The 26,897-nt window shown below is 65.2% G+C and carries 25 protein-coding genes; 13 read left to right on the top strand and 12 right to left on the bottom strand.

The features are described from left to right. The first annotated feature begins 95 nt into the window (after positions 1-95). Together pyrE and N2605_RS01355 are read left to right on the top strand one after the other, a co-directional pair. A complete protein-coding gene (pyrE, locus tag N2605_RS01360) occupies positions 96-659 on the top strand; it encodes an orotate phosphoribosyltransferase (RefSeq protein WP_036014130.1) in 564 nt (187 codons plus the stop codon). Positions 660-876: 217 nt separating this feature from the next. Next, positions 877-1,680, top strand: a complete 804-nt coding sequence (locus N2605_RS01355; protein WP_036026471.1) for a DUF2865 domain-containing protein — start codon at positions 877-879, stop codon at positions 1,678-1,680. 61 nt (positions 1,681-1,741) lie between these two features. Here N2605_RS01355 and N2605_RS01350 read toward each other — a convergent pair whose 3' ends face one another. The 7 genes from N2605_RS01350 to N2605_RS01320 form a co-directional block, all read right to left on the bottom strand. Continuing rightward, entirely contained in the window at positions 1,742-2,173 is a 432-nt protein-coding gene (locus tag N2605_RS01350) for a hypothetical protein (protein WP_036026470.1), read from the bottom strand. 270 nt (positions 2,174-2,443) lie between these two features. Then, positions 2,444-3,115, bottom strand: coding sequence for a ligase-associated DNA damage response endonuclease PdeM (pdeM, locus tag N2605_RS01345; protein WP_260345600.1), 672 nt, complete (start codon positions 3,113-3,115; stop codon positions 2,444-2,446). A gap of 42 nt (positions 3,116-3,157) precedes the next feature. Beyond that, positions 3,158-5,743 carry a ligase-associated DNA damage response DEXH box helicase gene (locus N2605_RS01340; protein ID WP_260345599.1) on the bottom strand — a complete coding sequence of 862 codons (2,586 nt, stop codon included), beginning with the start codon at positions 5,741-5,743 and terminating at the stop codon, positions 3,158-3,160. A 250-nt stretch (positions 5,744-5,993) separates the two neighbouring features. After that, entirely contained in the window at positions 5,994-6,359 is a 366-nt protein-coding gene (locus N2605_RS01335; protein WP_036014140.1) for a nuclear transport factor 2 family protein, read from the bottom strand. A 113-nt stretch (positions 6,360-6,472) separates the two neighbouring features. Beyond that, on the bottom strand, positions 6,473-6,823 hold the full coding sequence (locus N2605_RS01330; RefSeq protein WP_025032572.1) for a RidA family protein: 351 nt from the start codon (positions 6,821-6,823) through the stop codon (positions 6,473-6,475). A gap of 128 nt (positions 6,824-6,951) precedes the next feature. After that, positions 6,952-7,869 carry a CE1 family esterase gene (locus N2605_RS01325; RefSeq protein WP_225183418.1) on the bottom strand — a complete coding sequence of 306 codons (918 nt, stop codon included), beginning with the start codon at positions 7,867-7,869 and terminating at the stop codon, positions 6,952-6,954. Positions 7,870-7,872: 3 nt separating this feature from the next. Further along, complete coding sequence (locus N2605_RS01320) at positions 7,873-9,531, bottom strand: FAD-binding dehydrogenase (protein WP_260345598.1); 1,659 nt, start codon at positions 9,529-9,531, stop codon at positions 7,873-7,875. A gap of 282 nt (positions 9,532-9,813) precedes the next feature. Here N2605_RS01320 and N2605_RS01315 point away from each other — a divergent pair, with 282 nt between their 5' ends. From N2605_RS01315 to N2605_RS01290, 6 genes are all read left to right on the top strand, one after another. Further along, positions 9,814-10,335 (top strand): Clp protease/crotonase-like domain-containing protein, encoded by a 522-nt coding sequence (locus N2605_RS01315; RefSeq protein WP_036041816.1) that lies wholly within the window; start codon positions 9,814-9,816, stop codon positions 10,333-10,335. Positions 10,336-10,480: 145 nt separating this feature from the next. After that, positions 10,481-10,675, top strand: coding sequence for a hypothetical protein (locus N2605_RS01310; RefSeq protein WP_036014155.1), 195 nt, complete (start codon positions 10,481-10,483; stop codon positions 10,673-10,675). A gap of 24 nt (positions 10,676-10,699) precedes the next feature. Beyond that, positions 10,700-11,290 carry an SCO family protein gene (locus N2605_RS01305; RefSeq protein ID WP_036014156.1) on the top strand — a complete coding sequence of 197 codons (591 nt, stop codon included), beginning with the start codon at positions 10,700-10,702 and terminating at the stop codon, positions 11,288-11,290. An 89-nt stretch (positions 11,291-11,379) separates the two neighbouring features. Further along, positions 11,380-12,315, top strand: coding sequence for a transporter substrate-binding domain-containing protein (locus N2605_RS01300; RefSeq protein WP_036014158.1), 936 nt, complete (start codon positions 11,380-11,382; stop codon positions 12,313-12,315). 196 nt (positions 12,316-12,511) lie between these two features. Beyond that, a complete protein-coding gene (locus N2605_RS01295; protein WP_225152064.1) occupies positions 12,512-13,429 on the top strand; it encodes a sulfite exporter TauE/SafE family protein in 918 nt (305 codons plus the stop codon). After that, positions 13,426-14,196, top strand: a complete 771-nt coding sequence (locus N2605_RS01290; protein ID WP_260345596.1) for a TIGR02186 family protein — start codon at positions 13,426-13,428, stop codon at positions 14,194-14,196. The genes N2605_RS01295 and N2605_RS01290 overlap by 4 nt, the downstream gene beginning before the upstream one ends. Before the next feature lie 64 nt (positions 14,197-14,260). On the opposite strand, the gene N2605_RS01285 is transcribed toward N2605_RS01290, so the two are convergent. Next, on the bottom strand, positions 14,261-15,172 hold the full coding sequence (locus tag N2605_RS01285; RefSeq protein ID WP_225114582.1) for a DMT family transporter: 912 nt from the start codon (positions 15,170-15,172) through the stop codon (positions 14,261-14,263). Positions 15,173-15,281: 109 nt separating this feature from the next. Here N2605_RS01285 and N2605_RS01280 point away from each other — a divergent pair, with 109 nt between their 5' ends. Further along, positions 15,282-16,145, top strand: a complete 864-nt coding sequence (locus N2605_RS01280; RefSeq protein ID WP_036026460.1) for a LysR family transcriptional regulator — start codon at positions 15,282-15,284, stop codon at positions 16,143-16,145. Between the two features lie 23 nt (positions 16,146-16,168). Here N2605_RS01280 and N2605_RS01275 read toward each other — a convergent pair whose 3' ends face one another. After that, the gene (locus N2605_RS01275) at positions 16,169-16,402 is read right to left on the bottom strand and encodes a hypothetical protein (RefSeq protein ID WP_057027807.1); all 234 of its coding nucleotides are present in this window, start codon (positions 16,400-16,402) and stop codon (positions 16,169-16,171) included. Positions 16,403-16,605: 203 nt separating this feature from the next. Here N2605_RS01275 and N2605_RS01270 point away from each other — a divergent pair, with 203 nt between their 5' ends. The 3 genes from N2605_RS01270 (at position 16,606) to N2605_RS01260 (ending at position 20,377) form a co-directional block, all read left to right on the top strand. Then, positions 16,606-19,122, top strand: a complete 2,517-nt coding sequence (locus N2605_RS01270) for a glycogen/starch/alpha-glucan phosphorylase (RefSeq protein ID WP_109145472.1) — start codon at positions 16,606-16,608, stop codon at positions 19,120-19,122. Between the two features lie 97 nt (positions 19,123-19,219). Beyond that, complete coding sequence (locus tag N2605_RS01265; RefSeq protein ID WP_260345594.1) at positions 19,220-19,558, top strand: hypothetical protein; 339 nt, start codon at positions 19,220-19,222, stop codon at positions 19,556-19,558. A 3-nt stretch (positions 19,559-19,561) separates the two neighbouring features. Further along, entirely contained in the window at positions 19,562-20,377 is an 816-nt protein-coding gene (locus N2605_RS01260) for an acyl-CoA thioesterase (RefSeq protein ID WP_260345593.1), read from the top strand. Positions 20,378-20,588: 211 nt separating this feature from the next. Here the strand turns inward: N2605_RS01260 and N2605_RS01255 are convergent, their stop codons facing one another. The 3 genes from N2605_RS01255 to N2605_RS01245 all read right to left on the bottom strand — a co-directional run bounded on the left by N2605_RS01255 (position 20,589) and on the right by N2605_RS01245 (position 25,894). Then, positions 20,589-22,205, bottom strand: a complete 1,617-nt coding sequence (locus N2605_RS01255; protein WP_109145474.1) for a phosphoenolpyruvate carboxykinase — start codon at positions 22,203-22,205, stop codon at positions 20,589-20,591. 286 nt (positions 22,206-22,491) lie between these two features. Next, a complete protein-coding gene (locus tag N2605_RS01250) occupies positions 22,492-25,080 on the bottom strand; it encodes a CHAT domain-containing tetratricopeptide repeat protein (RefSeq protein ID WP_260345592.1) in 2,589 nt (862 codons plus the stop codon). Positions 25,081-25,144: 64 nt separating this feature from the next. Then, positions 25,145-25,894, bottom strand: a complete 750-nt coding sequence (locus N2605_RS01245; RefSeq protein ID WP_036026441.1) for a HugZ family pyridoxamine 5'-phosphate oxidase — start codon at positions 25,892-25,894, stop codon at positions 25,145-25,147. A 241-nt stretch (positions 25,895-26,135) separates the two neighbouring features. On the opposite strand from N2605_RS01245, the gene N2605_RS01240 reads away from it, so the two are divergent. Beyond that, positions 26,136-26,837, top strand: coding sequence for a response regulator transcription factor (locus tag N2605_RS01240; RefSeq protein ID WP_008542552.1), 702 nt, complete (start codon positions 26,136-26,138; stop codon positions 26,835-26,837). Positions 26,838-26,897 lie beyond the last annotated feature (60 nt).

The following is a 26,897-nucleotide window of genomic DNA, read 5'->3' as shown; positions in this document are numbered from 1 at the left end:
GCCGATCCCTGTTGACGGGAGACGCCCCCTCTGGAATGTCGCGTCGGTCGCGGATAAATTCCGCCCCCACCAAAAACGCTGTTTGAGGGACCGCCGTGTCGAAATCCGCCTCCCGCGCCCGCCTGTTCGAGATCATCCGCCGGCGCTCATTCGGCCGCGGCGAGGTGACGCTCGCGTCGGGCCGCAAGAGCGATTTCTACTTCAACCTCAAGCCGACCATGCTCGACCCCGAGGGCGCAACGCTGCTCGCCGAGCTGACTTACGAGGCGCTCAAGGACGACCAGCTCGATTTCATCGGCGGTCTCGAGATGGGCGCGGTGCCGCTCGCCGGCGCGCTGGCGCAGATCTCCTGGATCAAGGGTCATCCGATCGCGGCCTTCTTCGTGCGCAAGAAGCCGAAGGAGCACGGCGCGAAGCTCGCGATCGAGGGCCTGCCCAAGGGCGAGACGCTGGCGGGCAAGCGCGTCGTGATCGTCGAGGACGTCACCACCACGGGCGGCTCGGCGATGAAGGCGGTGGAATCGGTGCGCGAGGCCGGGGCCAATGTCGTGCTGGTGCTGACCATGGTCGATCGCGAGGAAGGCGCCACCGACACGTTCGGTGCGGCTGGCCTGCCGTTCCGCTCGCTGTACAAGGCGTCGGAATTCTTGAAGGGGTGAAGTGGCGGAAATTTCTCCGCCGTCATGCCTCAATGTGTCCCGGTAGCAACCACCCGTCCAAAGCTGCGCCCAGCCTTAAAGAGGCCACCGCCTCGTCTTGAAACCGCCTACGCTCAACTGCTCATTTACCATCCCGCTTTATGGTGAATCGTGTGCTGAGATCGCTCGGTCCCAGCCGATTCAGTAGCGTCGGGTGGAGTAAGCATTGCGTACAGTCATGTCCCATGCGCGCCGGCGGCGTCGCGCTTCGCTTGTGGCCGCCATGCTGGCAGCGCCGCTGCTGGCGGCGCCGACCTCGGTTGCAGCCGAAGGCCTGTTCGATTTCCTCTTCGGCGGAATGCAGCAGCGGCCGCAGCGCGAGGTGCCGCCGGCGAACTCCCACGTCGATCCCTTCAGCAGCCAGCAGAATGGCGCCACGCCGCAATATGTGCCGCCGACCCGCTCGGCCGCGGCCGGTGGCTCGGGACCGGCCTTCTGCGTACGCAGTTGCGACGGGAAATACTTTCCGCTGATGCGCGGTCTCGTCTCACCCGCGCAGATGTGTCAGGCGTTCTGTCCTGCCAGCGCGACCAAGGTCTATTTCGGCTCGTCGATCGACGGTGCCTATTCACAGACCGGCGAGCGCTACGCCGACAGCGAGAACGCGTTCGCCTACCGCAAGGCGCTGCGCGCCGACTGCACCTGCAACGGCCGTGAACCCGTCGGTCTTGCCCCGGTCGACCTTGCGCTGGATTCCTCCCTGAAGGCCGGCGACGTGATCGCCACCAGCGACGGCCTCGTCGCCTATACCGGCGTCCGCGTCGGCAACGACCAGGCTGCGGATTTCACCCCGGTTGCCTCCTATCCCGGCCTCACCGCGCAGGTTCGAGCGCGGCTCGGCGAGATGAAGGTGGCGCCGGTGCGCGCCGAGACGGTGTCGGCAGATGCGCCAGCGTCAAACGAGATCGTGCGCGAGCCGCTGCCGGACGTGACAGTGCCGAAGACCGCCGCGAAGCCGGCGAAGCGGGCGGGGTTGGATTAAGCCTCACCTGTAACCACACCGTCATTGCGAGCGTAGCGAAGCAATGACGGAATTTGCGGCACTACCTCCCGATGATCACGCCGATCACATTCGGCGCCGCCAGATATTTCTCCTCGATCGCGGCGCGCGCGGAGGCGCGGTTCTCCGGCGTCAGGAGGCCGCGCTTCTCGGCCAGGATCATCCAGCAGAAGCCCCACCAATCGGTCAGCATGCCCTGATCGCCGACGAGGTCATAGCCCTGCTCCGCCGCGAAGATGCGCGCATGCGCTTCGTCCAGCGTGTCGAGAAACAGATGATCCTCGGACGAGAACAGATCGTCGCTGACATCGTCGATGGTGTAGCCCCAGATCGACTGGCACACCGCGTTGAACTCGCGGTCGAACTGGTCGTCATCGACCCTCTGGCGCCGCGCGGCCTGATGCAGCCGTGACAGCGAGCGCGCGAAATCGGCGATCCGGGTGAGGGCAAACTGGTCGAAGGCAATGGTGGACATGTAGTCCTCGCAAAGTCGGACAGACGCTAGATATTGTATCGGCGAGGCGCCGAATCACAATGATATATCAAAGACTTGCTAAAGTGTTCTTAATTTGTTCTGGGCGCGCGTGGAATCGAAAGGGGCCGCCCGAGGCGACCCCTTTGCCGGTTGCAATCTTGTTCGGGATGAAATCCAGCCCCGGCAAGCGCGGACGTTAATACCGACAGCGGGCTTTGCGCGATTCCGGAAAAATACCGGTCGTAGTGCTGTCCTAATGCAGCCGGCGCCTCAATGGCAGCGCGAGGCCGCAATGGCGTGGACGCGGCGGTCGCCGAGGAGATGGGCGACAAAGCCATTCGCCGGAAAGATCTTTGCGAAGGCTGGATCGCGGACGCTGAGGCCCCCCGCGTAAGCACCGAATGCCGGCATCACCGCCCGCATCCCGTCGCTGGCGAAGCAGCGGCGCTCCATCGAGCGGCCACGCGCCGAGACACGCGCCTTCGGATGCAGATGGCCGGCGATCTCGCCGTGGGCGCCGGTCGGCTCGTGGCGGAAGGTGATCGGGCCGATTGCGACTTCGTCCGCGATGGTGCCGCCAATATCGCGCGGCAGCATGGGGTCGTGATTGCCGGAAATCCAGATCCAGTCGCGGCCGGTCTGGAGTGCGGCCAAGGCGTCGCGGTCCTCGGCGGACAGGCGCTCATGCGCGCTGCGGTCGTGAAAACTGTCGCCGAGCGCGATGACCACTCGCGGATCATGGCGGGAGATGACAGCAGCGAGCCGGCCGAGCGTCGCAATGGTATCGTAAGGCGGCAGCAGGACGCCGCGCGTGGCGAAGCTCGAGCCTTTCTCGAGATGCAGGTCGGAGACGACGAGCAGGCGCTGCTCGTCCCAGAACAGCGCGCCGGAGAGATCGGCCGCAAAGGTCACATCGCTGATCGTGACTCTGGAAACGCGCATGTCCTCGACATCTCCCGAAATCAGCGCGCCTGCCGTCACGTCTTACCCGCTTCTATCCATCGCCTCTTTGACGAGCTCGTCGGCGGCTTCCGCCAAAAGCTCGTCTGCAGCTTCGCCATAAACTGACTCGCGGCCGATTTCCAGCATCACGGGCACGGCGAGCGGGGAGACGCGGTCGAGTTCCCGGTGCGTGATGCGGCCGTGGATGCGCATCAGCATGTCGCCGAGCCGGCGCAAATCGAGCAGGCCGGTGGCGGCATCGGCGCGCGCAGCGCGGAGCAGGACGTGATCGGCCTGGTGCTTGCGCAACACGTCGTAGACGAGATCGGTCGAGAACAGCACCTGACGGCGGCTCTTCTCCTCCCCGGTGTGGCGGCGCGCGATCAGGCCGGAGATGATGGCGCAGTTGCGGAAGGTTCGCTTCATCAGCGCGGATTCGGCGAGCCAGGCTTCGAGATCATCGCCGAGCATGTCAGGATCGAACAGCGCGTTGAGGTCGATCCGCCCATCGCGGATCATGAAGGAGAGATCACCGAGCCCCCAGATCGCCACGGCATATTCATTGGCGACGAAGCCGAGCGGACGCGCGCGAGCGCGCTCCAGCCGGCGCGTCAGCAGCATGCCCAAGGTCTGATGCGCGAGACGGCCCTCGAAGGGGTAGCAAACGAGATAATGCTTGTTGGCCCGCGGAAAGCTCTCGACCAGCAGCTCGCGGACCGCCGGCACTCTGCTGACATCCTTCTGCAGCGACAGCCAGTCGCGCACCTGCTCCGGCAAGCCGCCCCAGGCGCGGCCATCATCGAGCAGGCGGCGCACGCGCTCGGCGAGATAGGTCGAAAGCGGAAACTTGCCGCCCATGTAGGACGGCACCTTCGGGTCCTTGTCATGCGCGCGCGAGACATAGACCTGGTCCTCCACCAGCGTCTCGTAGCGCACCACCTCGCCCGAGAACACGAATGTGTCGCCGGGGGAGAGGCCCTCGATGAAGGCTTCCTCGATCTCGCCGAGCAGTCGGCCGCCGCGTGCGATCACGCCTGTGGATCCTGCACCGCTGCCGCGCGAACGCACCAGCCGCACCTTCAGCATGTCGTCCTCGACGATGGTGCCGACATTCATGCGGTAGCTCTGCCGCACCTTGGGATTGGCGACGCGCCAGCGTCCCTCCTTGTCCTGCTTGATGCGAGCAAAGCGCTCATAGGTCTTCAGCGCATAGCCGCCGGAGGCGACGAAATCGACGACGTCGTCGAAATCCTGCCGCGACAGGCTTGCGTAGGGCGCGGCGGTGCGAACCTCGCCATAGAGCTCGTCGCTGAAGAACGGCTCGCCACAGGCACAGCCCAGAACATGCTGAGCCAGCACGTCGAGAGCGCCAGTGCGCAAGGGCGGCGTATCCTGCGCATTCTCGGCGATGGCGTCGATGGCGACGCGGCACTCCAGCACTTCAAAACGGTTGGCGGGCACCAGCACCGCGCGGGAGGCCTCGTCGAGGCGGTGATTGGCGCGGCCGATGCGCTGCATCAGACGCGAGGAGCCTTTTGGCGCGCCGATATTGACGACGAGATCGACGTCACCCCAGTCGACGCCGAGGTCGAGCGAGGAGGTGCAGACCACGCCGCGCAGCCGGCCCGCCGACATGGCGTCTTCGACCTTGCGGCGCTGGGCGACGTCGAGCGAGCCGTGATGCAGCGCGATGGCAAGGCCATCGTCGTTCATGCTCCAGAGATTCTGGAACAGCATCTCGGCCTGGCTGCGGGTGTTGACGAAGACCAGCGTGGTCTTGTTGGCCTTGATCAGCTCGTAGATTTCAGGGAGCGCGTGACGCGCGCTGTGACCGGCCCAGGGCAGCCGCTCGCGCGTATCGAGCATCTCGACCACGGGCGGCGCGGCGCCGCCGGCGACGACGATGTCGGCTGCCCGCTCCTTGCCGTCGGGCTGCGGCACCAGGAAGCGCGCGAGCTGCTCTGGCTCGGCTACGGTCGCGGACAAGCCGATCGCGCGCATCTGCGGCGCGAGGCGCCACAATCGCGCCAGCCCGAGGGAGAGCAGATCGCCCCGCTTGGACGTGACCAGCGCGTGCAGCTCGTCGAGCACGATGCGCTTGAGAGAGGAAAACAGGAACGGTGCGTCGTCGGAGGAGAGCAGCAGCGCGAGCTGCTCGGGCGTCGTCAGCAACACGTCGGGCGGATAGCGCCGCTGCCGCTGACGGCGCGACACCGGCGTATCGCCGGTGCGGGTCTCGACCTTGATGGGCAAGTCCATCTCGGCGATCGGACGCTCGAGATTGCGCGCGATGTCGACGGCGAGCGCCTTGAGCGGCGAGATATAGAGGGTGTGCAGGCCGCCGCTGCGCTGCACGCTGCGGCCGGTGGAGACGAGGTTCTTCTTCGCGCCCGCGTTGCGCGTCAGCGGCTGCGCCGACAGCTCGACCAGCGTCGGCAGAAATCCGGCCAGCGTCTTGCCGGCGCCGGTCGGCGCAATCAGCAGCGCCGACCGGTCCTCGCGCGCCTTCTCCAGCAGCGCCAATTGATGCGCGCGCGGCGACCAGCCGCGGGCTGCGAACCAGGCCTGGAAGCGATCCGGCAGCAGCGCGGCCGGCTCGGTCGATGTTTGGAGGATACGGGGCGGCACGGCATGACAGGTAAGCCGTAGGGATGGCTTCGTCGAGGGGGGCTATGGCCTGCGACAGGGCGATCGCACACGCGCTGTCCATTTGAGGCACGATAGACTCGACATCGTCATGGCCGGGCTTGTCCCGGCCATCCACGTCTTACCCGCGGCACGAAGAACGTGGATGCCCGGGACAAGCCCGGGCATGACGACCGCTTGTGAGGTCCAAATTTCGGTCCTCTCCTCGCCTGCGCGACGAGGGCCAGCGCTCTCACGCCCCGGCCGGGACCTGATCGAGAAATCCGGTCACGCTTCTGATCCGGCCGTCCTTCAGCACGGCGAAATCGGTGCCCTTGATCGGGCTGTCGGCGCCGTCAGGGCCAAGTCCCCACGAGAAGCGGATGTGATCGCCGTAGCCGTTGGGCTCGCCGATCAGCTTGAATGTGAAATCGGGAAAGCGCTGCTGCACACCTGCGATCAGCGCCTCGATGCCGTCCTGGCCGTCGCCCTTCATCACGGGGTCGACGTAGCTCGCATCCGTTGTCCAGCTTTCGCTCAGCAGCTCGCGGCGGCGGCCGGCACTGCGCTCGTTCCAGAGCTCGATGTAGCGGCGGGCGATGGTGACGGGGTCGGTCATGGTTCTCTCCTTCGATGGCGCCGTGTTGTCCGGCTGACTGTGACTATCGAAGGTTCACGCGCGTTGATCGATTACCTCGGAGGTCATCAACGCGCGTGAGGTTTTCGCAAAAATTACTTCGCCGCCGTCACCATGATCTCGACGGTGTATTGCGGGGCGGCCAGCTTGGCTTCGACGGTGGCGCGCGCAGGCGTATTGCCGGGCGAGACCCAGGCGTCCCACACAGCGTTCATCTCTGCGAAGGTCTTCATGTCGGTGATGTAGATCGTGGCCGAGAGCAGCTTCGACTTGTCGGTGCCGGCCTTGGCGAGGTGACCGTCGATGGTCGCCAGGATGTCCTGGGTCTGCTTCGTCACGCTTTCGCCGGCCGCCTTGTTGGCGACGACACCGGCGAGATAGACGGTGTTGCCGTGCACGACGACCTGGCTCATGCGCGGGCCGGTTTCAAAACGCTGAATGCTCATCTGGATCTCCTGGCTGGAATGGCGGCCCTGTCTAGCCCAGCGGTTTGCACTGTGCCACCCCTTGGCACGCGTGCGTTGCCTGCCACGCATGCGTTGCCCGGCACGCATGCGTGGGCCAGCAACGCTGCTCACGGAAACCGACTGAAGAACGTCCAGATCGTTTCGGCGCCGTCGATGTCGCCGTTCTGCGCTCCGAGCAGGTTTCTGGCGACCTTCGGGAATCGGGCATCCGGAGCAAAGCCTGGCATGCGGTGGCCGCCGTGGTTGATGCGATAGAGCACGACGTCGTGCCCAGCCGGACAGCGCGAGCTGATCCGCGTCACCGTGGACTGGTCCGCCGGCGTCGCGTCGGGCATGTCGGTGATCCCGGCGTCGTCGGTCTCGCAGCCATTGAGCCTGCGCCAGAACGCCAGCGTCTCGTCCGTCGACCAGAATCCCTCTGCGGCAAAATAGCTCGATCCGCGCCCGCCCTCATAAGGGACCAGCGGATCTTCGGTCCCGTTCATGAGCAGCATCGGCAGCGGCCGCGACGGATGACAGGTGACGGCGGCTTCATCGTTGAGGTTCATGATCACACTCGCAGCCGCCGCAAACAGATCGGCCCGCGCGCAGGCCATGGTCATCGCCATGGCACCGCCATTGGAGACGCCGGCGACGTAGACGCGCTTCGCATCGGCCGTGCCGTCGGCCACCAGCTTCTCGACCAGCCTTGCGATGAAGGCGACGTCATCGGTGCCGACCGGTGGTCCGCGCAGGGCCGGCCCCGCCTTGGTGCGCGCGTCCGCCCATGCGTTGTTGAGCCCGTCCGGAAACACCACGGCGAGGCCCTCGCGCTTGGCGACCTGCGGCCAGGCCGTCCGTGTGACCATGTCGGCGCCGCGCTGGGTCTTGCCATGCAGCACGATTACGAGCGGTGCGGGCCGCTTGGCTGGCAGTTGCGCGGTGTAGGAGCGCTTCACCCCGTTGACATCGACCGTATCGGCGGACGCAGCCGAAGCTGCCGTCAAAGCAGCGATCAGCGTGGCGATGCGCATCCGCCGCCGCATGGTCTAGCCCACTGCCTTGGCGGCGGCACGGCCCGCATTACGGCCCGAGAACAGGCAGCCGCCCAGAAAGGTGCCTTCCAGCGAGCGATAGCCATGCACGCCGCCGCCACCGAAGCCGGCGGCCTCGCCGACGGCGTAAAGGCCGGGAATGACGCGGCCCTCCTCCCCGAACACGCGGGAGTCGAGATCGGTCTCGAAGCCGCCCAGCGTCTTGCGGGTGAGGATGTTGAGCTTCACCGCGATCAGCGGTCCATGCGCGGGATCGAGGATGCGGTGCGGGGAAGCGGTGCGGATCAACTTGTCGCCGATATAGCGGCGCGCATTGTGGATGTTCATGACCTGCGCATCCTTGACGTAGGGATTGGCGATCTCGCGGTCACGCGCCTCGATCTGCATCCTGATGTGCTCGAGCTTGAGGAGATCGCTGCCGGCGAGCTTGTTCATGGCCGCAACGAGCTCATCGAGCTTGTCGCGGACAATGAAGTCGACACCATGGCTCTTGAACGCCTCCACCGGCGCCGGCGCGCCCTTGTTGGTGGCGCGGCGAAGCGTCATGCGCCAGCTCTTGCCGGTCAGGTCCGGGTTCTGCTCCGAGCCCGACAGCGCAAACTCTTTCTTGATGATGCTCTGGGTCAGGATGAACCAGGAATAGTCGTAGCCGGTCGACATGATGTATTTGAGCTGGCCGAGCGTGTCCGAGCCCGGGAATAGCGGCGCCGGCAGCCGCGTGCCTGTGGCGTCGAACCACATTGAGGAAGGACCCGGCAGGATGCGGATGCCGTGACGCGGCCAGATCGGGTTCCAGTTCTGGATGCCCTCGACGTAGTGCCACATGCGGTCGCGGTTGATCAGCCGCGCGCCGGTCTTTTCCGTGATGCCGATCATGCGCCCATCGACATGCTCGGGCACGCCGGAGATCATGAACTTCGGGGGCTCGCCGAGCCGCTTCGGCCAGTTCTGCCGCACCAGCTCGTGGTTGCCGCCGATGCCGCCGGAGGCGACGATCACGGCCTGCGCCTTCAGTGCGAAGTCGCCGACCACGTTGCGCGAGGAGCTCTTGCCGCGCTCTGCATCATCGGGCGCAAGAACGACGCCGCTGACGCCATCCACCGTGCCATTGGTGACCGAGAGCGCATCGACGCGATGGCGAAATCGGAAGATCAATCGGCCGGTCTTCATCGCCTCGCGCGCGCGGCGCTCGAACGGCTCGACGATGCCCGGGCCGGTGCCCCAGGTGACGTGGAAGCGCGGCACCGAATTGCCGTGGCCCATCGCATCATATCCGCCGCGCTCGGCCCAGCCGACCACGGGAAAGAAGCGATGGCCCATCGCGCGCAGCCAGCCGCGCTTCTCGCCGGCCGCGAAGGCCACATAGGCTTCGGCCCATTGGCGCGGCCAGAAATCCTCGTCGCGGTCGAAGCCGGCGGTGCCGAGCCAGTCCTGCATGGCAAGCTCGTAGGAGTCCTTGATGCCGAGCCGGCGCTGCTCCGGCGAATCGACCAGGAACAATCCGCCGAACGACCAGAACGCCTGGCCGCCGAGCGACTGCTCGCCTTCCTGGTCGATTACCATCACGCGCTTGCCCGCATCAGCGATCTCGGTGGCGGCGACGAGGCCCGACAGTCCCGCGCCGACGACGATGACATCCGTTTCTTCAACCATGCGTTTCCCCCTCCAAGTTCTTCTCCTCCCCAAGGGTTCCCCCCTGTAGTTGCCCGGATTGAAGCCAGCCGTTGCAACTGAGATCAAGGGTATGGCGCGCAAGACCTCGTTAACTTGTTCCACTTTGGGATGGAGACTGGCCGGGTGCAGCGCGGACGCAACACTGGATTTGAATTTGTTTTGAGCCAGCAGGCCTGCCTAGACAAAACCTTGGTTACGACCGACGCTAGCCGTGCATCACCACCTGACACACAGATTCGAATTCGACTGGGGCGGGGGAAAATGAAGTTTCTGACGGGGTTGCTTGCGGCGGTTCTCTTGATCGCAGGCATGGGGGCTTCTCACGCGGTGGTTCGGATCGCGGACGACCGCGGCGGCCGGATCGGAACCTACGTCGACAAGTACCAGGACCTCAGGCAATCGGGCGAGACGGTCATCATCGATGGCCTCTGTGCCTCGGCCTGCACCATCGTCCTCGGTGCTATCCCGCACGACCGCATCTGCGTGACCTCGCATGCGACGCTGGGCTTCCACGCCGCCTGGGATTTCGGCGCCAACGGCCGCGCCATCACCAATCCCGAAGCGACCCAGATGCTGTACGCGATGTATCCCTCGCAGATCAGGCGCTGGATCGGCCAGCGGGGCGGCCTCACCCCGCGGATGCTCTTCCTGAGGGGCAAGCAGCTCCAGGCCATGTACAAGCCGTGCTACCTGGACGCGCAGGCCTCGACGACCAGGCCGTCGCGCCGGTCGCTCCCGCAAGCGGAGCCGCTCGAATCCGCCCGGGGCCAGCTCCTCCACTGACATCCACAGGCTGGCGGCGTCCTTTGGCGCCGCCGCGGCGTCTTGCCAGCTGGCGGAGCCTTGCCTGCTGGCGGCGCCTTGCCGGCAGCCGGCGCAAAGCCTATCTGAAAGCCAGGGAACCGGGGCCTTCGTCCCGATCGTTGTCATGGCTCAACCGCTGCACCCGGCACATCGGCTATCGGACAATTCGCCCACTGCCGGGCGGATGCCATCCGTGCTGCTGTGGGCGGGCGCTGCAATCGGCGGTCTCGCCGTGATCGGCGCGCTGGCGCTCTGGTTCCACTATGGCAGCCAGGTGTTCTTCGAAATGATCAGGACCGGCTTTGCCGCCTGCTTCTGACCTGCGACAGGAAGTTTTCCGCCCATGAGCTCCGCCACCCGTCCGCTGGTGATCGCGACCGCCTTCGCTACAAGCCTCGTCGTCGGCCTCCTGATCATGTTCTGGGCGATGGGCGGGGTCGGCAAGGTGGCACAGCCGGCCGCGATCGGCGGCCCGTTCCAGCTGACCGACCAGAACGGCAAGGCCGTCACCGACAAGAGCCTGAAGGGCAAGCCGACCCTGATCTTCTTCGGCTACACCCATTGCCCCGACGTCTGCCCGACCTCGCTGTTCGAGATCTCGGAAGTGCTGCGCGCGCTGGGCAAGGACGCCGACAAGGTCAATGCCATCTTCATTTCGGTCGATCCCGAGCGCGACACGCCGGCGACGATGAAGGATTACCTGTCGAGCTTCGATCCGCACCTCCAGGGCCTGTCCGGCGACCCCGCCGAGACCGCCAAGGTGATCTCCTCCTACCGGGTCTATGCCAAAAAGGTCCCGACCAAGGACGGCGATTACACGATGGACCACACCGCGCTGATCTACCTGATGGACCGCGAGGGCAGGTTCGTCTCGCCGTTCAATTTGAAGCGGACGCCGGAAGAGGCAGCGGTTGATTTGAAGCGGTATCTCTGAGCTTCACGCTGGCCACAATCGGCGCTCGCGTTCCCGGCGGGATGGTCTATAAGGCCCTCCGATCCCGACGAAATTCATTCCTTCGGCCGATGGCTCCATCGCAACAGGCGAAATCGCTCAAATCTGTCCGTGGCTTGCTGGCAGGGCTGGCTGCTGGCCTTTGCCTGCTCGGCGGCCTCACCGAGGCGAACGCGCAAGCTCCCGCCAAGCGGCCTCCGGCTGCGCCACAGACCACCCCTCAGGCGGCGCCCCAGGCCGCCCCGCAGGCGGTGCCCGGGTTCTGGGACCCGCGCCGGCGCCCCGAACGGCCGGACCTGTCCCGCCTGACCGTGATCCGCTTCCTGACCGAGACCGACTATCCGCCGTTCAACTACACCGGTGCGGACGGCAATCCGGCCGGCTTCAACGTCGATTTCGCCCGCGCCCTGTGCGAGGAGATCAAGGTCACCTGCACGGTGCAGATGCGGCGTTTCGAGACGCTGGTCGATGCGCTCACCTCCAACCGGGGCGATGCAATCATCGCCTCCATGGCGGTGAGCCCGCAGCTGCGCGCCCGCGTCGACTTCACCGATCCCTATTACCGCGTGCCGGCGCGCTTCGTCTCGCGCAAGGATGCGGTGATGCCGGAGATCCGCCCCGAATATCTCGAGGGCAAGAAGGTCGGCGCCATCGCCGGCTCGGCGCACGAGGCGTATCTCAAGGCGATGTTCACCGACGCCGAGCTGCACGCCTACCCCAATGACGATGCGATGCGCGCAGCTCTGCGCAGGGGCGAGGTCGACTTCATCTTCGGCGACGCCATCTCGCTGGCGTTCTGGATCAACGGCACGGATTCGGCCGATTGCTGCGCCTTCTCCGGCGGTCCGTTCGTCGAGAGCCGTTTCTTCGGCGAGGGCATCGGCATCGCCGTGCGCAAGGGCAACGACGTGCTGCGCCAGGCCCTGAACTGGGCGATGTTCCGGATCTGGGAAAAAGGCCGCTACACCGATCTTTGGCTACGGTATTTCTCGGTCAGTCCGTTCTGACCTTTCGCCTCTCCGCCTGCAGCGGGAGTGCGGACGACCGCGGAGATCATCACGCGCGCGTCACACCCGTTCACCACGCCTGAAATTCCCGGTCCCGCCCGCCGCCGAATTCCGCTATTGAGGGACGCGGCAATCGTTCCGTCCTCTCCGCGAGCATTCCGCGTTCGTCGATCCGTCTCGCCGGTGCGCAGGTTCAATGCAGCTCTACCTCCCGATCGCCGATCTTCCGGTCAACGTCTTCCTGGTGCTCGCCATGGGCGCGGCGGTCGGCTTCGTCTCCGGCATGTTCGGCATCGGCGGCGGCTTCTTGATGACGCCGCTTTTGATCTTCATCGGCATCACGCCGGCGGTCGCGGTGGCCTCCGTGGCGAGCCACATCGCGGCCTCCTCCTTTTCCGGCGCCCTCTCCTATTGGCGGCGGCGCGCGATCGATCCGGCGCTGGCGAGTGTGTTGTTATGCGGCGGCGTGACCGGCACGACGCTCGGCGTCTGGACCTTCACCCAGCTGCGGGCGCTCGGCCAGCTCGATCTGATGATCGCGCTCTCCTACGTCGTGCTGCTCACCACGGTCGGCAGCCTGATGTTCTCGGAAGGATTGCGCGCCTTGATGCGGACCCGGCGCGGGGCGCTGCCGCCGCGCCGCACCCACAACTGGATCCACGGCCTGCCGCTGAAGGTGCGGTTCAAGCGCTCGAAGATCTATCTCTCGGTCATCCCCGTGGTGATCGTCGGCATCGTGATCGGTTTCATCGGCGCCATCATGGGTATAGGCGGCGGCTTCATCCTGGTGCCGATCATGATCTATCTCTTGAGGGTGCCGACCTCGACGGTGATCGGGACCTCGATGGTTCTCACCGTCGTCACCATGCTGTTCGCGACCATGCTGCACGCGGCGACCAATCACCTGGTCGATGCCGTGCTGGCGCTGATCCTGATGGTCGGCGGCGTCACCGGCGCGCAGTTCGGCGCCCGTGCCGGCCAGAAGATCCGCGGCGAGCAGCTGCGGCTGCTGCTGGGCTTGCTCATCCTCTCGGTCGGAATCCGCTTCGCGATCGAGCTGGTGATCCAGCCCTCCGATCTCTTCACCATCCGTGAGCTCGGAGTGAGCCGATGAGGCGCATGCTTCTCGCCATCGTCCTCGTCCTGCTGCTCGGCGGCGCTGCGCGGGCCGAGCGGCTGATTGTGTCGGTCTCGAATCACCGGGTCACGGTGACGCCGAACTATTCCGGCGAGGAGCTGGTGCTGTTCGGCTCGGTCGAGAAGGATACGACGACGCCCGCGGACGGCACGGCCTACGACCTCGTCGTCACCGTGATGGGCCCGCGCGCCGACATGGTGACGCGGCGGAAGGAGCGCACCTTCGGCATCTGGATCAACACCGACTACCGCCAATTCCTGCAGGTGCCGAGCTATCTCGCGCTGTTCGCCAACCGCCCGCTCGACGCCATCACCTCGCCCGAGATCGCGCGGCGGCAGCAGATCGGGCTCAACAACGTGCTGCTGACGCAGCGGGTCAGCGGCGACTTTGCCGACGTGGTGCCCAACGATGCGTTCCGCTCGGCCTTCATTCGCCTGCGCACCCAGCGCGGGCTCTACCGCGAAGACGGAAGCGCGGTCACGTTCCTGACGCCGACGCTGTTCCGCACCGGCATTCCGCTGCCCGCGGAGGTGCCGATCGGCACCTATGAGATCGAGATCAAGTTGTTCGCCAACGGCGCGTTCATCGGCAAGACCGAGACCGCGTTCGAGATCGTCAAGGTCGGCTTCGAGCAGTTCGTCGCCACCACTGCCCGCCAGAACGGCCTGATCTACGGCCTCGCCACCGTGGCGATGGCGCTGATGACGGGGTGGATGGCGTCGATCGTGTTCAGGAAGGACTAGCCCCCGTCATTGCTTCGTCGCAAGAGCTCCTCGCAATGACGATAGTGAACAGCGGGGCCTCCACCTACACCACCGCCTTCGCCGGTCGCGTCACCAGATAGATGCCGAGCGCGACCGGAATGATGCCAAGCAGGTCGCGCGCCTCGATGTGCTCGCCGAGGACGAGGAATGCGAACAGCATGCCGAGCGGCGGCATCAGGAAATGATAGGCGCTGGCGGCGGTGGCGCCACACGTCTTCAAGAGACGAAACCAGAGCCAAGAAGCGATGATCGAGCCGCCGAGCACGAGAAAGGCGAAGGCGCCGATCAGGCTCGGCGTATAGTCGATCGCGTCGACATCGGCGAAGGTGAGCGCGACCGGTGTCAGTACGATGCCGGCCGCGAGGTTCTGCACGCCATTGCCGATCCACAGGGATCCCTTCGGCGCCAGCAGCTTGAACAGGATGGTGCCGGCCACGATCGAAGCGAGCGAGGCCAGCGTAAAAACGATGCCGTGCAGCGAATCGGTGCCGACCGACAGGCGGTGCCAGACGATTGCGGTCACGCCGATGATGCCGAGCAAGAGGCCGCTCGCCTTGCGCCAGGTCATGCCTTCGCCGAGCAGCAGCGCGGCAAGGCCCGCGGTGAACACCGGATTGGCTGACACGATCAGGCCGCCGAGGCCGGCGGAGACCGATTGCAGGCCGGTGTAGCCGAGGCCGAGATAGAGCGCATTGTTGGCGATGCCGAGCACCGCGAAGATCGCGGCATCGCGCCACGACAACGACCAGGCTTCGCCGCGGATCAACGTGGCGCCCAGGATCAAGATACCCGCGAGCGAGAAGCGCGCGGCGAGCAGGATCAGCGGCGGGCAATGGGTGACGCCGATCTTGCCAGCGATGAAGGCGTAGCTCCAGAGCAGGCAGAACAGGCCGATCGCGAGCGGCAATGTGTTGAAGCGGCTGCGGGGGGCGGGAAGCGAGCTGGCGAGCGACATGAGGGGCATTCTCGGATGTTTTTTTCTGCCCTCGATCTAGGGAGGCCGCTTGCCATTTGGAAATTAAATGATTAACTCGCGCCCAGTGGATTTCTTAATGGAGGCGGCCGTGCTCGATCTCGAGCTGCTGCGCAGCTTCGTCTCGGTGGTCGAGGCCGGCGGCTTCACCCGTGCCGGCGAGCGCGTCCACCGCACGCAATCGACCGTGAGTCAGCAGATCAAGCGGCTGGAGGAGGATGTCGGTCAGGTGCTGCTGCACCGCGACGGCAAGGACGTGCGCCCGACCGAGGCCGGCGAGCGGCTGCTGTCCTATGCGCGGCGATTGCTCTCGCTGGCCGAGGAGGCGCGCGACGTGCTGCGCCAGCCTGATAGCGATGGCGCGATCCGGCTCGGCATCCCCGAGGACTTTGCCGCGTACCGGCTGGCAAAACTGCTGGGCGCGTTCTCGCGCTCGCATCCGGGATTGCGGCTGGACGTGCGCGCCGACCAGAGCAAGCATCTCGCCCGCGATCTCCAACGCGGCGAGCTCGACCTTGCGCTCTACAAGCGCGAGGCTGGCGCGAAGGACGCGATCGCGGTGTGGCCGGAGCGGGTGCACTGGGTCACCAGCAAGAGCCACCCGGTCGACGTCAACGTGCCGTCGGTGCCGCTGATCGGCTTTCCGCTCGGCTGCATCTACCGCGCCGGCGCCATCCACGCGCTGGAAACGGCCGGCCGCGCTTGGCACACCGCCTACACCTCATCGAGCCTCGCCGGCATTCAGGCCGCGGTCGCCGCCGGCATGGGCCTCAGCATCCTGTCGGAGATGGCGATCCAGACCGACCACCGCGTGCTGACGGCGAAGGACGGCTTTGCGCCGATCAACAAGACCGAGGTTGCACTGATGGCTTCGCCGGATGCGAGCCCGGCGACGCTGCGGCTTGCGGACCGTCTCGCGGAGTTTTGCGATGCGGTGCAGAGCAAGGCGGCTTGAGCTCGCCAAAGCTCCTACGGCTCTCAATTCGCTGCGGATATCAGCTTGTCGCCGCACGCGCTTGCGTAAAACTTGCCGCCGCATTGGCGTTTGATCGCAGCGCAGCGGGCTGCGGGCGACGCCTTCTGCGGCGCTGTGAAGCCGCAGCTGAGGCCATCGGCGCTGCGACCGGTCGTGCCGGCGGCAAACGCCGCACTGGTGGCGCTGATGCAGACGACGAGCAGGGCCGCAGTGGCGATTTCGATCAGCAGTCTCACGGTCCGCTTCTCCACACTGATGGCTGAATCTTTCGTAATCTAGCACCGAATCTGGGTTTCTCCGTGCTCCTCCGGGTTCCCAATTCGGCCCATTCCTTGCATAAATTTGCGCCAGCGCAGTGCACGACCTCGCGGGCGACAGTTCCGGTGCAAGGGCAGGACGCGTAGAGTTGAGAGTTGTTTCGACCTAGGAAGTAACGGCTTTGCAGGATTCATCGTTCCAGCCCAGTTATCCGGCCCCCGGGCAGCCCATCGACGAACTCGCGCTGGCCGAGATCAAGGGCGCAATCCTGGCGAAGCTGCGCCTTGCCATCGGCAAGGACGCTGGCATGGCGACCAGGCACGATTGGTACCAGGCCGCAGCGCTCGCGCTGCGCGACCGCATCGTGCATCGCTGGCTCACGGCCGAGAAGCACAGCTACGACGCCGGCCGCAAGCGGGTTTACTATCTCTCGCTCGAATTCCTGATCGGCCGGCTCTTCACCGACGCGCTCAACAACATGGGCCTGCTCAAGATCTTCGAGGTCGCGCTCGGCGATCTCGGCGTCTCGCTGCCGGAGCTGCGCAAATGCGAGCCGGATGCGGCGCTCGGCAATGGCGGCCTCGGCCGGCTCGCCGCCTGCTTCATGGAGAGCATGGCGACGCTGTCGATCCCCGCGATCGGCTACGGCATCCGCTACGATTACGGCCTGTTCCGTCAGATCATCAATCAGGGCTGGCAGCAGGAATATCCTGACGAATGGCTGAGCTTCGGCAACCCCTGGGAATTGCAGCGACCCGAGGTGATCTACGACGTCAATTTCGGCGGCGGCGTCGAGCATGTCGACGACAAGGGCCGCGACCGCTCGATCTGGCATCCTGCTGAAACCGTGCAGGCAATCGCCTATGACACGCCAATCGTCGGCTGGCGCGGCCACCACGTCAACGCGCTGCGGCTGTGGTCGGCGCGCTCGCCCGATCCGCTCAAGCTCGATGCCTTCAACAAAGGCGATTACGTCAGCGCCAGCGCCGAGCAGGCGCGCGCGGAGGCGATCTGCAAGTTCCTCTATCCGAACGACGAGAGCCCGGCGGGCCGCGAGCTGCGGCTGCGCCAGGAATATTTCTTCGTCTCCGCCTCGCTCCAGGACCTGGTGAAGCGGCATCTCGCCTCCGACGGCCAGCTGCGCAACCTCGCCGGCAAGGTCGCGGTGCAGCTCAACGACACCCATCCGAGCCTTGCCGTCACCGAGCTGATGCGCATCCTCGTCGACCTCCACAATTTCCGCTGGGACGAGGCCTGGAAGATCACGGTCGCCACCCTCTCCTACACCAACCACACGCTGCTGCCGGAGGCGCTGGAGACCTGGCCGGTCGAGCTGTTCGAGCGGCTGCTGCCGCGGCATCTGGAGATCATCTACCGCATCAACGTGCAGCATCTGGCGCTCGCCGAGGCGCGCTGCCCCGGCGACATCGACTTCCGCGCCTCGGTGTCGCTGATCGACGAGAAGAGCGGCCGCCGCGTGCGCATGGGCCAACTCGCCTTCGTCGGCTCGCATCGCATCAACGGGGTCTCGGCGATGCATTCGGACCTGATGCGCGAGACCGTGTTCCACGACCTCAACCATCTCTATCCCGGACGGATCACCAACAAGACCAACGGCATAACCTTCCGACGCTGGCTGATGCTGGCGAACCCGAAGCTGACCGATTTGTTGCGCGAGAGCTGCGGCGATGCCGTGCTCGACGATCCGACCCAGCTCTCGCTGATCGAGGCGCGCGCCAGCGACGTCGAGTTCCAGAAGAAGTTCCGCAGCGTCAAACACCACAACAAGGCCCAGCTCGCCCGCCTGATCGGCGAACGGCTCGGCATCAGGGTCGACCCGGGCGCATTGTTCGACGTGCAGATCAAGCGCATCCACGAATACAAGCGCCAGTTGCTCAATGTCATCGAAACGGTCGCGCTGTACCAGGCCATCAAGGATGAGCCCAACGGCAATTGGGTGCCGCGGGTGAAGATCTTCGCCGGCAAGGCGGCCGCGAGCTATCGCTACGCCAAGCTGATCATCAAGCTGATCAACGACGTCGCCGAAATCGTCAACAACGATCCCGCGATCGGCGGCAAGCTCAAGGTCGTGTTCCTGCCCGACTACAATGTCAGCCTCGCCGAGGTGATCATTCCCGCGGCCGATCTGTCCGAGCAGATATCCACCGCCGGCATGGAAGCCTCCGGCACCGGCAACATGAAGCTGGCGCTGAACGGGGCCATCACCATCGGCACGCTCGACGGCGCCAATATCGAGATCCGCGACCATGTCGGCGCGGAGAACATCGCGATCTTCGGCATGGAAGCCGGCGACGTGATGATCCGCCGCAAGCAGGGGCTGGATGCCTCCGACGTGATCCGCAGGTCGCCGAAGCTGCAGCGTGCCATCAACGCGATCGGCGCAGGCGAGTTCTCGCCCGGCGACCCCGGCCGTTTCGAATCCATCGCGCACGCGCTGCGTTATCTCGACCATTACATGGTGAGCGCCGATTTCGATTCCTACTACGAGGCGCAGCGCGCGGTCGATGCGCGCTGGCAGGTGGCGCCGGCCTGGACCCGCGCCTCGATCCTCAATGTCGCGCGCATGGCCTGGTTCTCCTCCGATCGCACCATCCGCGAATATGCCGAGGAAATCTGGAACGTGCCGGTCAATCCGACGACGCCGTTGCTGCCGAACCTGCGCGACGCCGCGGGCTGATTTTCCGCGACGTGGAAGCGGCCTTACCTGCCAGGTTATTGCTTTAGCAGGATAGCCATCATATCACGGCTTGAGATTTTTCTGGCCGGAGTTGATCGTGCCTGTCGGCGAGTATGTCACCCCGGATAGGCAGTTTCGATTCCTCGTCATCTGTCCCGATGGGGACTGGACGTTGGGTTTCGACGGCTTCCCCTGGCACACGCACGGCAGCATCCTCGCCAGTCTCTCCGGGAAGGACGAGGAAACTGCCATCGACGACTTCGTCGCCCACCTGACGAGCGGCAAGAGCATCATCGCTGTAAAGCGCATAGGAGGCTCGATCACAGACGTCTGGGTTACAGACGATCCAGCGGATGATGCCCTGAGTTCGCAATATGGCCCCGATGACGAGACGATGGAGTTTCGTCGTTGGGACGGAAGCTCAGTAGAGGTCTAACCCATGCACGCCAAGCTCCCGCACCCGTTCGACGATGCCACGCGCGTCACCGCCGGTGACTCTAGCTGGCAGGGACACACCAGCGACGATTACTGGGCCTTTGTCGGCCCGTTCGGCGGCGCCACCGCCGCAACGATCCTGCGGGCGCTGATCGAGCATCCGCAAGCCGCCGGCGATCCGCTCGCCCTCACCGTCAATTATTGCGCGCCGATCGCCAATGGTCCGTTCGATCTCGACGTGCGCCTCGTCAAGGCCAACCGCTCCAGCCAGCACTGGAGCGTCGAGCTCAGCCAGGGCGGCGGCGAGGTCGCAACGCTCGCCACCGCGGTGTTCGCCGAGCGCCGTCCGTCCTGGGAGCACAGGGTGGCGCAATATCCGGATGCCAAGCCGTTCGAGCAGACGCTGCCATTCCCGAAGATCTCGGCATCTTGGGCCAACCAGTACGAATTTCGCTTCGTCGAGGGCGAGATGCGGATCGGCCCGCCGCAGGCCGAGCCCGCCAGCACCTATTCGAAGATCTGGATCAGCGACCGCACGCCGCGCAAGCTCGACATGCTGTCGCTGATGTCGATGTCAGACGCCTTCTTCGGCCGCATCTTCCATGCCCGGCGCCAGCTGGTGCCGTTCGGCACGGTGTCGCTGACGACCTATTTCCACACCGACGCCAAGGAGCTCGCGGCTGAGGACATCACGCGCGTGCTGGCGACGGCCGATTCGAAGATTATGCACAAGAGCTACGCCGACCAGAACGCCGAGCTGTGGTCGCCGAACGGGCGGCTGCTCGCGACCACGACGCAGATCGCGTATTTCAAGGCGTAGCTTTTCTTCCCCTCTCCCCTTGTGGGAGAGGGTGGATCGCCGCGTAGCGGGAAGACGGGCGAGGGGTTCTCTCCGCGGGCACTTCCCTCGCACTTGAGTTTGCGGATAGAACCCCTCATCCGGCGCTTCGCGCCACCTTCTCCCGCAAGGGGAGAAGGAAAGAAAAAGGGCGGCCTTTCGGCCGCCCTTTCGCAATTCAAACAATGCGACCTTACTCCGCGGCGAGCTTCACGTCCGGCGCGGCCGCGCGCACCTCGGCGTCCACCTGTGCTTCGAACTTGGCAAAATTCTTCTGGAACATGCCGACCAGGGCGCGGGCGGTCTTGTCGAACTCGTCCTTGTCCTTCCAGGTGTTGACCGGGTTGAGGATCTCGGCCGGCACGCCCGGCAGCGCGGTCGGGACCGCAAAGCCGAAATACTTGTCGGTGCGGAATTCGACGTTGCGAAGCGAGCCGTCGAGCGCGGCGGTGAGCAGCGCGCGCGTCACCTTGATCGGCATGCGCGAGCCGACACCATACTTGCCGCCGGTCCACCCGGTGTTGACCAGCCAGCAATCGACATTGTGCTGGGCGATGAGGTCGCGCAGCATGTTGCCGTAGACGGATGGATCGAGCGGCAGGAAGGGCGAGCCGAAGCAGGTCGAGAATTCCGGCTGCGGCTCGTTGCCGAGGCCGCGCTCGGTGCCGGCGACCTTGGCGGTGTAGCCGGACAGGAAGTGATACATCGCCTGCGCCGGCGAGAGCTTGGCGATCGGCGGCAGCACGCCGAAGGCGTCGGCGGCCAGCATCACCACGTTCTTCGGCTGCGGCGCGCGGCCGGTGCGCGAGGCGTTCGGGATGAAGTCGAGCGGATAGGCCGAACGCGTGTTCTCGGTCTTGGAGCCGTCGTCGAAATCGACGACGCGGGTGTCCTCATCGAGCACGCAGTTCTCGAGCACCGCGCCGAAGCGGGTCGAGGCGGCATAGATCTCCGGTTCGGCTTCCTGCGACAGCTTGATGCACTTGGCGTAGCAGCCGCCTTCGAAATTGAAGACGCCGTTCGGGCCCCAGCCGTGCTCGTCGTCGCCGATCAGCGTGCGGTTGGGATCGGCCGACAGCGTCGTCTTGCCGGTGCCCGACAGGCCGAAGAAGATCGCGGTGTCGCCCTTGGCGCCGACATTCGCCGAGCAGTGCATCGGCATCACACCGCGCTCGGGCAGATAATAATTCAGCGTCGTGAAGACCGACTTCTTCATCTCGCCGGCATAATAAGACCCGCCGATCAGGACGATCTTGCGGGCGAAATCGATCGCGACCACGTTCTCCGAGCGGCAGCCATGGCGTTTAGGATCGGCGCGGAAGCTCGGCATGTCGATGATGGTGAGCTCCGGCACGAAGGTCGGCAGCTCGATCGCCTCGGGGCGGATCAGCAGCGTGCGGATGAACAGCGAGTGCCAGGCAAGCTCGGTGAAGACGCGCGTCTTGATCCGGTAGGCCGGGTCGGCGCCGCCATAGAGGTCCTGCGCGAACAGGCGCTTGCCTTCGGCGTGCTTGAGGAAGTCCTGGTAGAGCGTCTCGAATTGCTCTGCGGTGATCGACTGGTTGCCGGCCCACCACATCTTCTTGTCGGTGGTGGCGTCGCGCACCGTGAACTTGTCCTTCGGGCTGCGCCCGGTGAACTCGCCGGTGTCGGCGCAGAGCGCGCCGTCGGCGGAGAGCACCGCCTCACCCGCTGCCAGCGAGTATTGATAGAGTTGTGGCGCACCCAGATTCCAGTGAACCTGCTTGAGATTCTTTAAGCCGAATTTGTCGGCGCCGAAGGCACCGTTGCGCACGCCCGTCTCTTGCACGAAAAATCCCTCCTAGAACCCGCGACATCAAGCGCGGCCAAGTTTGGCGCCGTCGCGATCACCGTGAATATGGGCCGTTCGGCCTCGGCTGAACGACCTAATAATGATGAACGCCGGCGTTGCCAAGCTGATCCCGCAGGATTTGGTTTATTCAAGGACCGCGCCAAACGCCGCGCATGTCAGCTCTGAAAGGCCGCATCGAGAAAGTGCGGATGATCGCGCAACCAAATGCACATCTGCGCGTTATGTCCGGTTATTGCGACGCACAATCACTGCGTCAACACCCCTATCTTACCTCGCCCTCTCCGATCAACGCGAACGGTCCCCACATCGCGGGATAAGCGTTGCGCGGCGACGAGGCGTCGTCGAGATAGGTTAACATCGCGCGGCGCAAGGCTTCGGCGCGGCCGAGCTTTGGCTCGTTCTTCAGCAGCTCGAACGTCGACGTTGTCAAGCGGGTCGCAGCCTCCGAATCCACGGCCCAATGCGACACCAGGAGCGCGCGAGCACCTGCGTAGAAGAACGAGCGCGCCAATCCCGACAACGCCTCGGCACCGGGCTTGTCGCCCGCGATGGTGTTGCAGGCGGACAGCACTACCCAATCGGCATTGAGCTTGAGCTGGGCCACTTCGCTCGCGGTGAGAAGACCATCGTCGAGCTCCGTCGGCTGGTCGGGGATGGAGAGCGCCAGCGAGGGCTCCCCCAATCCCTTGACATCGCCGGCGACGAGGCCGTGGGTGGCAAAGTAGATGATGCCGTATTGGGCAAGCGCTGCACGCTTGAGCGTCGTTTCGCTGGCGTCGCGGCCGAGATGGATGTCAGCCTCGGCAGCGCCGACGTCCCTCGCCACCGCGTTCAATTCGTCGGCGGTATCGGGCAGCTGCGGCAGCGCCTGGGCCAGCCGCGCACGATCCACGCCCGCGCCGCGCCAGAAGTCGGCATAGGCGATCGTCGCGATGCTGCGTGCGGCGACCTTGCCGTTCGCGGCACGCCGGTCGGCAGGCCCTTCGGCTGCAGGGTTGAACACGGGATCGCCGAAACCGGTCATCGGCTTGACGCTTTGATCCCTGCGGGCAAAAGCGCGCAGCGATTTCAGGCTGATCACTGACGGCAGGACCGAAACGGCCTGACGCCGCAGCAGCCAGGCAGCACTGCGATAGCCCTCGAGCCGGTCCGGGATCGCAGCCTGTGGCTTCTCCGTGACCAGCAGATGAAACGGCATTGCGGTCAATGCCGCCGACGGCACGACCAGCAGGTTGCGCTTGTCCTTGGTCAGCGCCTCAACCGGGCCGAGCAGCGCGACATAGAGCTCGTTGGCAAGACCGAGGTCGAACAATCCCGATTTGCCGGATGCATCGCGCGCCTTGCCGACATCGAGCCCCCTGCGGAAGGCCGTGACCTTCTGTGCGACCGCGTCCGCTCCGAGCGGAATCTCCTTCCAGTCGACGCTCTCGCGCGTGATCGCGACGACATAGCTCCGCCTGTCGACGACGGAATAGACCACCATCGCCTCGTCGGACGCCAGCAGCGGCTGGATGTCCTTGACGGTCAGCGGCAGCGGGTTGGATAGCGAGGAATAGTCGGGAAACTCGACGGCGAGCGTCTTCTGCAATCCATTGCGCGCGCCCGCGATCGCCGCGATCCGCGCGCGGCTGCGCTGCTCGGCCGCGACGTCGCGCTGCGCCGATGGCTTCGACACCGCAGCGATGATCGCCTTGTCGAGCGCTTCGGACTCGGCCGCGAGATCCTGATCCTTGCGCACGAGCTCGGCGAGCCGGTCGCTGCCGGCGGCGAGCCGCACCGCGAGCTTGTTCACGGCAGAAGCGGCAGAGGATTGCGTGCCGCGCTGGATCGCAGCAAGCGCATCGTCGAGCGCCTTCTCGCTCGCCAGCAGCGATTGCTGCCGTGCCGCGAACAGGATCGGCAGCACGACGCGCAGCTGCGCACGATTGGCCGCAAGCGTCTTCTGCGCCAACGGCAAGGCATCCGCCGTCCGCCCCGTCGCCTGCAGAAAGTCGGCAAGATTGCTCGTCGAAGTCGCAACATCAGGGTGATCCGGCCCGAGCGCGCGTTCGCGGATCGCCAGCGCGCGGCGATACAGCGGCTCGGCATCGGCATAGCGTTGCTGGTGCTGATACAGCCCGGCGAGATTATTGAGCGAGCGCGCGATGTCGGGGTGTTCAGGCCCCAGCACCTTTTCGCGGATCGCGAGCGAGCGCTTGATCGGCGCTTCGGCATCGGCGTCGCGATTGAGGTCGCGCTCGACCTGTCCGATGTTGTTCAGGACCGTGGCGACCGCGGGATGCTCGGGACCGGCAGCCTTCTGATAGATCGCGAGCGCACGGCGGAACAGTGGCTCGGCATCGGCCGGACGCTGCTGCTTGGCGTAGAGCGTGGCGATATTGTTGAGGGATTGACCGACGTCGGGATGCTCGCGCGGCAGCGCCTTCTCGCGCACGGCAAGTGCACGCTTGAACAGCGGCTCGGCCTCTGCGAAGCGACCCTGCCGCTGATAGAGCGCGGCAAGATTGGTCAGCTCGGCCGCAACCAGGGCGTTGTCGGAGCCGAGCGATTTTTCCATGAGTGCGATCGCGCGCTTGTAGAGCGGCTCAGCCAGATCGTCCCGTCCCTGACCGGCATGGACCTGGCCGAGATTGTTCAACGCGCCCGAGAGATCGCGGCCGTTGTCCTTCTCCAGGCTGGCGACCATCGCCTGCGCCAACGGCAGCGCTTCCGAATATTTTCCGGCACCGATGAGCGCGGTGAGCCGCGCGCTCTCGGCGGCGAGACCTTTCTGCGCAAGGGCTGGCGTGGCGAGCAAGGTGGTGATGGCGAGCGCGAGAGCCGCCGTCCATGCCAAACGTTGACGCGTCATGACCCCTCTCGCTGCGAGCCCGAAAACCATCACGGTCATGGGTCGCGGCGATCGGTAGCCGCGTTCAAGCGGTTGCGCCCTGGTCCACCTTCGTGCGCGCTTCGCCAGCGAGACGGACCAGCATCTTGCGAAGCGCCGTGCCATCCGTCACCCGCTCCGGGAAGTCCAGCCGCAGCGTTGCCTGGCCGACCTGCATGTCGAGGCCTTCAGGATCACAGCCGGTACAGCGCCAGTCGCCCTCGGTGGCGCCGAGCAGCTTCGTGGCATAAAGATTGAGGGCGTCGCGATGGTCGGCGTTCATGTGCTCGACGGCGCCCTCCTCCGCCGCCAGCAGGTCCTCGGCGCCGGTGAGGTCCGTCAGGAATTGCTCCGGCTTGAGGTCGACGATCCGGCCAAAGCCGGCGACCAGATGTGTTCCCGTGGGCCGGATCCGGAAGAAGGAGAAATCCTTAAAAGAAACAAAGCCTTCTGCCGAGGGATGAGCACTCAGATACCGTCGCTGGAGCAGATCCTTGTTGGAATCGGCCTCCTCGGCCCGGCCGGACAGCATGATCCGGGCGCCTTCCAGGGGATCGCCGGCCGCGCGCTCGTCCAGCATCAGCGAGACCCTGGAGTCCGCGAGGACGTTCTTGGTGTGCACGGCGAGGCGCGAGATCAGCAGGATCGGCGAGCCGTCGGGATGGCTGGCCAGATTGACCAGGGAACAATAGGGATCGCCGTTGCCGACCATCAGCGTCGCCAGAGCCCCCTGCCGGGACCGCCTCAGCAGCGATTTGGCGAGCTTTGCGGGGTCGAAATTGGGGGTCGGTTGCATTGGCTTTCTCGGCTCAGGTGGTTGCAAGGAGGGCCTTTTTTCGGGTAAACGGGGGCCCGGTTATGGGTCGAGATGCGGCGAATCTGCCGTGTTTCGTGGAACTTGGTCACACTTCAGCCCAGCTTGCATTGCTCGGTGACAAGGTTCGAACGCCACTTCGGCACCCATGTATGCGGCGCATCACTGATTGCTCGCCGTTTCAAGCCACGACCCAAACGGAAAGCAGAAAGCAGAGAGGCTCATGCCCACAATCGCTTTGGTCGACGACGACCGCAACATTCTCACATCCGTCTCGATCGCGCTGGAAGCCGAAGGCTACCGTATCATGACCTACACCGACGGCGCTTCCGCGCTCGACGGTTTCCGTACCACCCAGCCCGATCTCGCCATCCTCGACATCAAGATGCCGCGCATGGACGGCATGGAGACGCTGCGCCGTCTCAGGCAGAAGTCCGACCTGCCGGTGATCTTCCTCACCTCCAAGGACGAGGAGATCGACGAGCTGTTCGGCCTCAAGATGGGCGCCGACGACTTCATCCGCAAACCGTTCTCGCAGCGTCTGCTGGTCGAGCGCGTCAAGGCGGTGCTGCGGCGCTCGGCGCCGAAGGATCCGACCGTTGCGCCGAAGGAGAACGACGCCAAGGCGCTCGACCGCGGTCTGCTGCGCATGGACCCCGAGCGCCATACCTGCACCTGGAAGAACGAGCCGGTGACGCTCACCGTGACCGAATTCCTCATCCTGCAGGCGCTCGCGACCCGGCCCGGCGTGGTGAAGAGCCGCAACGCGCTGATGGACGCCGCCTATGACGACCAGGTCTATGTCGACGACCGCACCATCGACAGCCACATCAAGCGGCTGCGCAAGAAGTTCAAGGTGGTCGACAACGAGTTCGAGATGATCGAGACGCTCTACGGCGTCGGCTACCGTTTCAAGGAAGCCTGAGGGCGCCTCCTCCACGGCGATCGAGAGCATCTCCGGTTCTCGTTCCATCGGAACGAGGAT

Origin of the sequence: Bradyrhizobium yuanmingense (assembly GCF_025200905.1) — a bacterium.
Taxonomy (GTDB): domain Bacteria; phylum Pseudomonadota; class Alphaproteobacteria; order Rhizobiales; family Xanthobacteraceae; genus Bradyrhizobium; species Bradyrhizobium yuanmingense.
The sequence above is the reverse complement of the archived record's forward strand: the minus strand, read 5'-3'. Positions and strand labels throughout refer to the sequence as shown.